Source organism: Kingella kingae ATCC 23330 (assembly GCF_900111845.1).
Lineage (GTDB): Bacteria > Pseudomonadota > Gammaproteobacteria > Burkholderiales > Neisseriaceae > Kingella > Kingella kingae.
In genome coordinates this window covers 18,211-29,244 of record NZ_FOJK01000022.1, presented here as the reverse complement: position 1 = coordinate 29,244, position 11,034 = coordinate 18,211, and the positions used below count along the sequence as shown (strand labels likewise).

General features: G+C 44.3%; 8 protein-coding genes and 5 tRNA genes. 2 read left to right on the top strand and 11 right to left on the bottom strand.

Translation table 11 applies throughout. The features are described from left to right. Positions 1 to 199 precede the first annotated feature (199 nt). The 11 genes from BQ5809_RS05945 to BQ5809_RS05895 all read right to left on the bottom strand — a co-directional run bounded on the left by BQ5809_RS05945 (position 200) and on the right by BQ5809_RS05895 (position 8,881). Positions 200 to 1,480 carry a terminase large subunit domain-containing protein gene (locus tag BQ5809_RS05945; protein WP_003786298.1) on the bottom strand — a complete coding sequence of 427 codons (1,281 nt, stop codon included), beginning with the start codon at positions 1,478 to 1,480 and terminating at the stop codon, positions 200 to 202. A 584-nt stretch (positions 1,481 to 2,064) separates the two neighbouring features. Further along, positions 2,065 to 2,154: transfer RNA gene (locus tag BQ5809_RS05935), tRNA-Leu, on the bottom strand. 28 nt (positions 2,155 to 2,182) lie between these two features. After that, positions 2,183 to 2,256, bottom strand: a tRNA-Cys gene (locus BQ5809_RS05930). Between the two features lie 45 nt (positions 2,257 to 2,301). After that, positions 2,302 to 2,377 (bottom strand) — tRNA-Gly (locus BQ5809_RS05925). A 20-nt stretch (positions 2,378 to 2,397) separates the two neighbouring features. Then, positions 2,398 to 2,473: transfer RNA gene (locus tag BQ5809_RS05920), tRNA-Gly, on the bottom strand. Positions 2,474 to 2,497: 24 nt separating this feature from the next. Beyond that, positions 2,498 to 2,573 (bottom strand) — tRNA-Gly (locus BQ5809_RS05915). A 79-nt stretch (positions 2,574 to 2,652) separates the two neighbouring features. Then, positions 2,653 to 3,213: a CDP-diacylglycerol--glycerol-3-phosphate 3-phosphatidyltransferase gene (pgsA, locus tag BQ5809_RS05910; RefSeq protein WP_026036373.1), complete on the bottom strand. Its 561-nt coding sequence runs from the start codon at positions 3,211 to 3,213 to the stop codon at positions 2,653 to 2,655. 84 nt (positions 3,214 to 3,297) lie between these two features. Further along, positions 3,298 to 4,602, bottom strand: coding sequence for a LysM peptidoglycan-binding domain-containing protein (locus tag BQ5809_RS11570; RefSeq protein ID WP_003786293.1), 1,305 nt, complete (start codon positions 4,600 to 4,602; stop codon positions 3,298 to 3,300). Positions 4,603 to 4,604: 2 nt separating this feature from the next. After that, the gene (locus BQ5809_RS11565) at positions 4,605 to 5,399 is read right to left on the bottom strand and encodes a lytic transglycosylase domain-containing protein (RefSeq protein ID WP_003786290.1); all 795 of its coding nucleotides are present in this window, start codon (positions 5,397 to 5,399) and stop codon (positions 4,605 to 4,607) included. A gap of 219 nt (positions 5,400 to 5,618) precedes the next feature. Next, positions 5,619 to 7,292 (bottom strand): FimV C-terminal domain-containing protein, encoded by a 1,674-nt coding sequence (locus BQ5809_RS05900; protein ID WP_231954131.1) that lies wholly within the window; start codon positions 7,290 to 7,292, stop codon positions 5,619 to 5,621. Beyond that, a complete protein-coding gene (locus BQ5809_RS05895; RefSeq protein ID WP_071461629.1) occupies positions 7,265 to 8,881 on the bottom strand; it encodes a type IV pilus assembly protein FimV in 1,617 nt (538 codons plus the stop codon). Before BQ5809_RS05895 ends, BQ5809_RS05900 begins: the two co-directional genes overlap by 28 nt. Positions 8,882 to 9,253: 372 nt before the next feature. Between BQ5809_RS05895 and adk the strand changes: the two genes are divergently transcribed. After that, positions 9,254 to 9,898: an adenylate kinase gene (gene adk / locus BQ5809_RS05890; protein ID WP_003786281.1), complete on the top strand. Its 645-nt coding sequence runs from the start codon at positions 9,254 to 9,256 to the stop codon at positions 9,896 to 9,898. Positions 9,899 to 9,980: 82 nt separating this feature from the next. Further along, on the top strand, positions 9,981 to 10,553 hold the full coding sequence (locus BQ5809_RS05885; RefSeq protein ID WP_003786279.1) for a CNP1-like family protein: 573 nt from the start codon (positions 9,981 to 9,983) through the stop codon (positions 10,551 to 10,553). Positions 10,554 to 11,034: the final 481 nt, after the last annotated feature.

The window sequence follows — 11,034 nt, the reverse complement described above, 5'->3', positions numbered from 1 at the left end:
TATATTATTTAGTTTAGTGTTAAACATAGTACGGCTTTACGGTTACAAATCTTGGAAACCATGGTTAGCTCGTTTTGCGAATCGCATTGACCGTATTGTGGCTATTATTTAAAACTTGTCAGGTCTGGTTTCGAACCCACGACCAAGGGATTATGAGTTCTTTTGCATTTAATTTAAAAATAATAGCTTACATAGTAATTTATTCTACAAAATGGTATTTAAACGGCTTATAAAAATCCTTCCATTCCTCCCAACTGTCCACGCTACACTTCTGCAACGCATTAAAATCAAAAACAGAATCCCCATTTTCCACAAACTCACACATAAACAACTGACGGAACTCCGCAGGCGAGTTTTCCAGCAACAACTGCTGCCTATCAAACAAATCGCAGCCTGAAACCTCCGCATCATCAAGCGTAACAATCTGCCGCCACTGACCATCTTCACACAAGCGACCCTTTTTCAAAGCCCCATGAGAAACATCAAAATGCACATGCTCAGATTTATCACGCCCCTCATTAAACCGCTCCCCAAACCAAAACGGATAAGCCGCGTGCGACGTACTCGACGGCGTAGAAAAATAAGTAATCCGATACTGCTTTTGCGAAGCCATCGGTTTAGCCAAACGCGTCAGCTCAACAAAATCAGGAATCCAAAAATACTCATCCACATACAAATCCCCATGTCGCCCCTGCGCCGTACGCGAATTCATCCCCAAAAAATACAGCGTCGCCCCATTTTGCAAACGGATAGAGTCCCCACGCAGCTCAACGCCCACCATCTGCGCCAAATCAATCATATACTGCTTAAACTGAAACGCCTGCGCCCGAGAAGCTGACAAAAACACCTTATTCTTGCCCGACACCAAAGCATCAACCAACGCCTCACGCGCAAAAAAGAAAGTCGCCCCAATTTGGCGCGATTTCAGCAAATTCCGAAAGCGCACCTGCTGACTCAACCAAACACGCTGATAATCAAACAACTGCTCACAGAAAATCCACTGCACATCAACAATCTGCGATTCAGAAAACGTGTTGTATTCCGTTTTGCGATTACTGCTCACACGCACACGCTTTTCCTTACGCCGTTCACACGGCGGATTATCAATAGATGGAGGCTCATCATTCCACAGCGCAGCTTCCGTGTGCAGGCTGCTTTTTTCCGTCAAATCGCCCCAATCCCCCTTACGCGGATACCTCTGAATCAACGCCGTCAAATTCTTCATTTCCTTATAATCCGCGTCCGATTTTTTTGGCTGATTGATTAACGCATGCAAGCGCGTTTCCGCACTCATCGCAATCCGCAAAACAGGCGAACCACCGTCCCAGTTATCCCGATTTTTCCACGAATACACCACAGGCGGCTTCAAGCCCAAAGTACGCGCAATATCCGTAATCCGCCAACCCTGCCAATAAAGCTGACGCGCCGCAATACGCGGTTCAACATTAGCAGGCGCGTTCAATTCAAAACGATTTTTCATCACACAATCATCAAAAATTCAAAAAATCAACAATCCAATAAATTCATGCCGTTTAAAAGCAAAAAAAGCGTTAAAAGCACCTTTTAACGCCATAGCAAATAGACCAATTTCCAATAAATCCCAAAAATACCGCAAAGAAAAAACCGCAACGTGGGCAAGCCATTCAGGCAGCCTGAAAAAACAAAAATCAGGACAGGACGTGTCCATAGCGCGTGTGAAGTGAACAATGCAGTCAGGTTGTCAGCAGCACGAACCCACCGAAGTGAGTTGGTAGAATATCACTAACCGCCGTAGGAATCTCCTTGCTTTAGCAAGGGGAGAACGTCAATTAAACAAATACAGTAAAATAGCAAATAAAATGATTGCTTCCGTGTCTTTTCTGCAACTTTATTACAATATATAGTGAATTAAATTTAGATTAGTACAGCGTTGCCAACTCCCTTATGTACTAGATGTACACGGCGGTCGTTGTCGCCTTGTTCTAATCTAAATTTAATCCACTATAATCCCACTATAACATCTCTCAATAGAAAATAGAAAATAGAAAATAAAAAAGCAACCTGTAACAGGTTGCTTTTTATCTTTGGTGCCCGAAACCGGAATCGAACCGGTACGCTCGGTTTAGGAGCGACGGATTTTAAGTCCGTTGTGTCTACCAATTCCACCACTCGGGCACACTTGAAACTGAATAACACAATATTGTGGAGGCGAAAGCCAGAATCGAACTGGCGTCCACGGATTTGCAATCCGCTGCATTACCACTATGCTATTTCGCCTTTAATAAAACAAATTGCAGATAAATTATCTGCAATTTAGAAACTTGGAGCGAGAAACGAGTCTCGAACTCGCGACCTCAACCTTGGCAAGGTTGCGCTCTACCAACTGAGCTATTCCCGCGCATTCTTATCAAATCAGAGTGGAGCGGGAAACGAGTCTCGAACTCGCGACCTCAACCTTGGCAAGGTTGCGCTCTACCAACTGAGCTATTCCCGCTCTGATTGATAATAAGATAAATTGTGGAGCGGGAAACGAGTCTCGAACTCGCGACCTCAACCTTGGCAAGGTTGCGCTCTACCAACTGAGCTATTCCCGCATTTCTTTGTGTTTGCAACAAAGAAGCTGGCATTATATACGCTTAATTTTTACTGTCAAGCGATTTTGTGTATTTTTGCTTAAAATTCTTTCCATGCCATTTTTAAATAATAAAACATAGACCACAATGTCAGCACAGATGCAATAAACATCAGTATGTTACCCAAAATATGCAGATTAATGCCGTAAAAATCGGGAAAGTTGAGCAACAAGGTAAAAATAGCTGCCATTTGTGCGGCAGTTTTGAGTTTGCCAATATAGGCAACAGCCACGCTACTGCGCTTGCCCATTTGCGCCATCCATTCACGTAGGGCGGAAATAGTAATTTCACGCCCAATAATTATCATAGCGAACCATGCGTAAGTGCGGTCTAGTTTAACCAGCAAAATTAAGGCAACGGCAACCATGAGCTTATCGGCAACAGGGTCTAAAAATGCGCCAAAATCAGACGTTTGCTTCCAATGTCGCGCCAAAAATCCGTCTAGCCAGTCAGTTATACCTGCAATGGCGAAAATAATGGCCGCGCTAATATTGACTTGCTCTTGACCAATCCAGCTATGGGGTAAATAAAAGAGCAAAGTAAAAATGGGGATGAGCAAAATGCGCATCCAAGTCAGCATGATGGGAATATTCCATGGCATGATGTGTTCCAATTCGTTGCAGGCTGCTTTTAAGAATAATAGCAAAGTTAAACCCACATTATAGCGATTTAACTTTGCTCTTTTTTAACTAGGACGAAGTTTTAAAACCTGTCCTGCTTTGATGTTGTTGCTGCCATTATTCCAGCGTTTTAAATCAGCAGGGCTAACTTTATAACGCGCTGCAATACTTTGTATGCTTTCGCCACGGCGAACAGTATGCGTTACTGGCACGGTTTGACGTTTATTATCTGCTGGCTTGTTATTTGCAGTAGTCGCAGGTTTATTGCGCGAAGCAGCCTGCACAGTTGCAGTTATTTTACGCGCGGTCTGAATCTTTAATTCTTGCCCAATACGAATACTATTGCCTTTGATGCCATTAGCAGTACGCAAATCAGCCACTTCCATATTGTAGCGTTTGGCGATACTGTATACCGATTCGCCACGCACTACTTTATGTGTTGCTGTCGTGCTGACGACTGGACGTGCAGGCTGCTTTTGCGCTGTTGCTGGTTTATTTGCTGCAACGGTTGCTGCCTTGACCTTGTCGGCTGCTAGTTGTTGCTGACGACGCGCTTCGGCTGCTCGCTCTCTGGCTTCGGCTGCTTCAAACTCTGCTACGCTGGCACGCACGGCTGCGGCTGCTTGATTTTCTATTGCTGTATTTTGCTGTTTTTGCTCTTGCTGAGCTCTAGCAACCACTTGCATCAATTCATCTGTTTCATCGTTATTTGCGACCGCAGAAGCAGCCTGCACATTAGGTTCGGCTACCACAGTATTGCTGACAACTGGTGGTGCAACAAAAAACACAGGTGGTGTAGTTACAGGCTTATTTTCCGCCAATGCAGGCGCAGCGATTGTGGGCGGCGTAACAGGCTTATCCGATGGTTGCCTGAGTGCTGCTAAATTAACCGCCAATGGTGCAGGCTGCCTAGCAGGAGATGCCAAAGTAGGCGCAACCGTTAAAACTGGTTTTTGCTCCACATAAGTATCGGGTACGGCATCAAAATCAGCTCGCGCAAAATCGTTCACACTCGCAATGCCTGTCATGGTGTTTTTGTTGATTAACACCATGCGACCTGCATTGACATAGTTACTGGTCAAACCGTTCAATCGTTTCAGCTCGCTCGCCGTTGAGCCAGTTCGACTCGCCAAATCAGCTAACGAAATACGCTCTGTTGGCGTAAATACATCCCAAGACAACAATGTTTTCGGGTCAGATTCTTTGTAGTTTGATTCAAATGTACGCGCTGCGCTCACAGGCAACAACATACGGCGATTACCTTTGGGCATGAACACAGGCGTTTTGAACGCAGGATTTAATGCCAAAAACTCGCTTTCCGAAATATTCGCCAAATGTGCAGCCGCCAAAATATCCAACGGCGTATTCACCGTTACCGCTTTAAAATAAGGTTCGTGTTTGATAGTAGGTAATTCAAGCCAAATGCTTGCGGATTATTGACCAAATTACGCACCGCTAACAATTTGGGGACATAATTTCGGGTTTCTGCTGGCATATTCAAATTTTCATAAGTCGGTGCTAAACCAGCGGATTGAGCGCGACGAATGGCGCGACTCATATTGCCCTCGCCCCAGTTGTATGCCGCCAGTGCCAGCGACCAATCGCCAAACAAGCCATATAAATATTGCAGATAATTCAAAGCCGCATCGGTAGCAGCAAAAACATCGTGTCGTCCATCATACAAAGGCGTTTGTTCCAAACCATAATGACGACCCGTTGCAGGCATAAATTGCCATAAACCAGATGCACCAACATGAGAACGTGCTTTGGTTACATACGCACTCTCAATAAAGGGAAGCAGCGCGATTTCCGCAGGCATACCGCGTTTTTGTACCTCTGACACAATGTGGTACATATAAGGTGTACTGCGGACTAATGTACGATTGAAATAATCTCTGTTGGCTAAAAAACGGCTTTCGTGCGAACGTACCAAGCCCACATTGACTTCATCCATTCTGAAATCTTGGCGCAAATTAAGCCACAAATCATTGCTTGATAATCGTGATAATGGGAGCGAAAAAGAAGTATTGTGCAAACGCATCATTGCGATACCAGTTTGTTCTGGCTGAACGGTTTTACCGTGAGCCGATGTGGATAACACAAATAAACTACTTACAGCAATCGCAATGGTTTTGATGCTTTTCATATAAATAACTTGATATTGCATAAAATAATTCGTTATCGTAAGTGTGCATATCGTTGCTGTCAATCTTTTTACATCTGAAATGAGATATTTTTGCCATATAAACAAAGCTTTTATCTCAAATATTTGATGACTTGTTACCTAATTACACAAATACTTGGATTAAATACCCTGCTCATAAAAAATATAAACCTACCAAGGATAACTATCCAATGGTAGGTTTATACTCAAATTAAGCTAGATTTAGCCGCCTAATTCTTCTAATAAAGATTTAGCTTGTGCTTGTAAATCACCATGCGATTCTTCAATCAATTCGCGCAATGTTTCACGCGCCGCAACCGCATCGTCAATTTCCAAATACATTTTCGCCAATTCCAACTTAGCTTCCAAAGGAGCTGCCATACCAACCGCTTCTGATACAAAGCCAACATCTTGCTGCTCTGGCGATTCTACTTTATCCCATGCCAACAATTCATCGGCTGCCGCTGCTTCAACCACTGGCGCAGTAGCAACAGGTTGTACATCTTCAACCACTGATAATGTTGCCTCTTCTACGCTATCGTCCAAAAAGTCTAAGCCCGAATCGTCCAAATCAAAATCAGCAACTGGTGCAGGCTGCTCTGAAACAGCCAATTCACTTGGCGTAACCACTTCAGAAACATCGGTAAAGATTAAATTGGCATCTTCAGCGACAGGCGTGTCTAAGCTAAACTCTTCTGCAACCGTATCGGTAGCAGGCAAGTCAAACGATAATGCATCTTCAGCCACTTCTGGCACAGACAACACAGATGCGTCAATATCTGGCACATTAAAATCTAAATCTTCCGTATTGACAGACTCTGCATTTGTATCTAAATCAAACAACTCTGCACTATCGGTTGTGCTAGAAACATCAAAGTTCAAAGCATCATCTACCGCAGCAACAGGTTCTGCCGTATCAAAGCTCATTGTTTCTTCAAAAGCAGGAGCAGGCTCTACTGCTTCAACAACTGAATTAAAATCTGACAAATCCAATTCAGCGAAGCTATTATCAGATTCAGACTCTACTTTAACTTCTTCAGTTTCCGAACTAAATTGAGCAGCCAACCAGTCCATGTCATCAGAAGACTCTTCTTTTGTAGCAGAAGAAGCAAATGATGGCTCAGATACATCAAACTCCTCCAATTCAGATACAGCTTCTTTTTCAGGTTCTACAAACGAATCCGTTGCTGCATTTTCTGTAACCAACCATTCATCTGCTTGTGGTTCTGGAACTTGCACATCTGGTTCAAAATCATTTAAATTAAACGAATCTGCCGAAGGCTTAACTGCATTATCGACAAATAAATCCTCATTTGTATCATTAAATGTAGATTGATTTGAGTTAGTATCACTCCAAACTCGTTGAGCTGCTGCAGATGCCGTTGATACAACTGGTTCATCAACTACAAACTCTTCTTCATCTTCCGCCTCTTCGGTAGATTTCTTACGACGGCTTAATAAGTAACCAACGCCACCCAAGCCTAAAACTGCCGCGCCACCCATTAAACCAAGAGACATCCAATCTGTTTCATCTTCCGTTTCTACTGGTTGTTCAGCAGCAACTTGCTCCGTTGCAGCTGGCGCAGGAGGTGTTTCAACAACAGGGGCTGGTGCAGATGACGGCTCAGAAGCCATCACTTCGCTTGCAACAACTGCACTTGCGACTACCGCAGATTCAGAAGCAGCCTGCACAGTTTCACTCGCAACCACTTTGGTTTCTGCTACTGCTTCAACCACAGGAACAGAAGTAGGTGTAGATGCTTCAACAGCTACCGAAGTTGATGCAGGTTGTACCGGTGCCTTTTCCTCTGGCATAACAGCAGGAGTTGGCGCTGGTGTGGATTTAGGTTCTGGTTTAGCTGCCGCCTCTACTGGCTTAGAAACCTCAGTTGCCATAGATTCATTAATGGCTCAGATACATCAAACTCCTCCAATTCAGATACAGCTTCTTTTTCAGGTTCTACAAACGAATCCGTTGCTGCATTTTCTGTAACCAACCATTCATCTGCTTGTGGTTCTGGAACTTGCACATCTGGTTCAAAATCATTTAAATTAAACGAATCTGCCGAAGGCTTAACTGCATTATCGACAAATAAATCCTCATTTGTATCATTAAATGTAGATTGATTTGAGTTAGTATCACTCCAAACTCGTTGAGCTGCTGCAGATGCCGTTGATACAACTGGTTCATCAACTACAAACTCTTCTTCATCTTCCGCCTCTTCGGTAGATTTCTTACGACGGCTTAATAAGTAACCAACGCCACCCAAGCCTAAAACTGCCGCGCCACCCATTAAACCAAGAGACATCCAATCTGTTTCATCTTCCGTTTCTACTGGTTGTTCAGCAGCAACTTGCTCCGTTGCAGCTGGCGCAGGAGGTGTTTCAACAACAGGGGCTGGTGCAGATGACGGCTCAGAAGCCATCACTTCGCTTGCAACAACTGCACTTGCGACTACCGCAGATTCAGAAGCAGCCTGCACAGTTTCACTCGCAACCACTTTGGTTTCTGCTACTGCTTCAACCACAGGAACAGAAGTAGGTGTAGATGCTTCAACAGCTACCGAAGTTGATGCAGGTTGTACCGGTGCCTTTTCCTCTGGCATAACAGCAGGAGTTGGCGCTGGTGTGGATTTAGGTTCTGGTTTAGCTGCCGCCTCTACTGGCTTAGAAACCTCAGTTGCCATAGATTCATTAGATGCAGGTGTTTCGGTTACAGTAGGTGCAACCACTTTGTTTGCTGCACCACGCGACAAAGACATTGCCGATGCTGCTTGAATACGCTGACCGCGCTCCGCATAGGCATACCATTGTGCAGTAGTTGGAATATACAAAGTTACATTGCGATACATTGCATAAGGGTTACCTTTATGGAACGCACGCGGATTTGCCACAACCAGAGCCAGCATAGCACGCTGAACGCTCATATTGTGTGGGCGATAACGAGCAGCAATAGACGCAGCACTCTCTGTACGGCGTACACGATGATAACGTGGACTTACTGCACGAGAAGACACCTTCTCCACTGGTGCAGCCTCAGCAGCAGGTTGATTATTCGCTTTCGCTGCCGCAGGTTTAGCCACTGTATTCGGCGCAGCCACTTCCGCAGTAATCGCTGCACGAGCCATACTCGCAACAGTTGCTGCTGGGCGATAGTGAGCCGGATTAATCATAGCGGTATATTGGCGAGCTTGATTACCTGTTTTTACCACAAAATTCAGCACAGGTTCATTAACCGCAGCCGATGAACGCAAACGAATCACAGCATTACCATTACCTTGCGGCACAACCGTTCCTTGCAAACCACCAGACACACTCACCGAACCTTGCAATGCCGATTTTGCCTCATTGCCTGTTACCACAATACTTCCTGAAAATGGCTCGCCCAAATTAGATTGGACATTCACGCCACCCATTCCAGCCACCGCGCTCAACGATGTCATCAAAGACAAAGACGCAGCAATTATTTTGCTATTGGTTTTCACATTTACTCTCCATAATTCGCTCGCCAGCATTGGCTTATTTATTTATAGCACCACTTGCGACACAATCAATCGTTTTAGCTAAAATTTAAGATAATATTCTCTATATGATAGCCGTTTCCCCGTACGATTGACAACAAAAACCAACATTTTTTGTCAGTTTGCACACAAAAAGGCACATTATCCACTATTCTTTTGGCTTTTATGTATATCAAACCTATGTTTACGTTGCGAATAACATGGTGCAAAAAACCGACAAATCAGCCAAATTCATACGCAAAAAGCAGCCTGCACAGTCGGATTAACCCTTTTCAGCCCTACGCAAAAGCATTACTATAACGACTTTTCATACCGCAACCACTCGTAAGGAACATTATGAAAGCATTGTTATTGGGCGCACCTGGCGCAGGCAAAGGCACACAAGCGCAATTTATTACGCGCGAATTTGGTATCCCACAAATTTCTACTGGCGATATGCTTCGCGCGGCGATTAAAGCTGGCACACCATTGGGTTTGGAAGCCAAAAAAATCATGGACGAAGGCGGCTTGGTGTGCGATGACATCATCATCGGCATGGTCAAAGAGCGCGTGGCACAGCCCGATTGCGCCAATGGTTTTTTGTTTGATGGCTTTCCACGCACCTTGGCACAAGCCGAAGCGATGATTGAAGCAGGTGTGCATTTGGACGCTGTGGTCGAAATCGACGTACCCGACGAAACAATCGTAGAACGCATGAGCGGTCGCCGTGTGCATTTGGCATCGGGTCGCACTTATCACTTGAAGCACAATCCGCCCAAAGTGGCTGGCAAAGACGATGAAACAGGCGAAGACTTGGTGCAACGCGATGACGACAAAGAAGAAACCGTTAAAAAACGCTTGGCGGTATATCACGAACAAACCGAAGTTTTGGTCGGTTTTTACAGCCAATTAACGGGTGACAACACACCACGTTATATTAAAGTTGATGGCACACAAGCCGTTGATACAGTTAAAGAACAAATCATTAGCGCATTGCGTTAAATCCACAAAAGCAGCCTGCACTAAATCAAAAATTTAGACCAAAGTGCAGGCTGCTTTTTCCACCATTCATTTTGGAGCGTCTATGAAACCCCTTATTTTAACAATGATTTTGGCGACTTTTGCCACCAGCAGCTATGCCGAAACCCGCGCATTTTCTCATCTTCCGCCAGATGAAGAGCGTGTATTTACCGAAAGCGAAGTCGCCCTGCCCGACGTTCCCAATCCACAACAAGGCGACTGGGTCGATTTGTATATCACCCCCACATTTAAAGGCAAGCCGCAAATTTTGTTGAGCAGCATTAGCTACGCCGAAGATGGCAGCATTCGTTATATTTTAAACAACCGCTCTGCCGCTGGTTACAACAACCTCACAGCCGAAGGTTTATTATGCATCACAGGCGATAAACTGCTTGGCAGCGAAGGCTCAAAACTCAAAACCTTTGGCTATGCCGATTTGCACAACAATCGCTGGATTTTGCCACGCAAAGGCGACTGGGAAATCATTGGCGGCAAACACAACGCCACCAATTCGGTGCGCCGCGCGCTATACGAAGCATTCTGCCTAGACGGTCGCGCCAAGAGCGATGAAGAACTCCGCGCTCGCGTACAAAAAACCGTAGGGTTCACACATCCTGCCAGCACCAAACATAATTAAAACAAAGCAGCCTGAGACCTTTGCAAAACCCCAGATTTGAGTGCAGTTCAAAGTGATAGCATCGCAGAACGCGCAGATAATATTGAAATATTTTCAAGCGTTCGAGAAGCGCATCACGAAGAAATGCGCCAAAGATAGGGTTTTGCAAAGGTTTCAGCCTGCACTATCATCACATTGATTGCAGGCTGCTTTTTTATGTAATTAAAACTACATCTATCTAATCCCAATTTAAAAACCGCTATTATTTGGACTATTTATCGCTCTTTATATTTACCCAGCCAATTCAAAAAATAAATAATTGCATCAACTTGAAATTAAACAACATTAAACTACGACTTTTATGTTGATTTATTTCATTGATTTTTCTATCATTATTATCACTTTTTTTAATATAGGTATTCAAATTATCCTAGCCCCCTTGTATTCATTTTTAAGTTATTAAAATTTTTAGCAAAATTTAACAATCCACTCTATTAATTAC

Bases quoted from the DNA above. Each gene is read 5' to 3' on its own strand.
- pgsA (WP_026036373.1), bottom strand. From the start codon at position 3,213: ATGCCATGGAATATTCCCATCATGCTGACTTGGATGCGCATTTTGCTC.
- BQ5809_RS05945 (WP_003786298.1), bottom strand. From the start codon at position 1,480: ATGAAAAATCGTTTTGAATTGAACGCGCCTGCTAATGTTGAACCGCGT.
- BQ5809_RS05885 (WP_003786279.1), top strand. From the start codon at position 9,981: ATGAAACCCCTTATTTTAACAATGATTTTGGCGACTTTTGCCACCAGC.
- BQ5809_RS05900 (WP_231954131.1), bottom strand. From the start codon at position 7,292: ATGGCAACTGAGGTTTCTAAGCCAGTAGAGGCGGCAGCTAAACCAGAA.
- BQ5809_RS11565 (WP_003786290.1), bottom strand. From the start codon at position 5,399: ATGCAATATCAAGTTATTTATATGAAAAGCATCAAAACCATTGCGATT.
- adk (WP_003786281.1), top strand. From the start codon at position 9,254: ATGAAAGCATTGTTATTGGGCGCACCTGGCGCAGGCAAAGGCACACAA.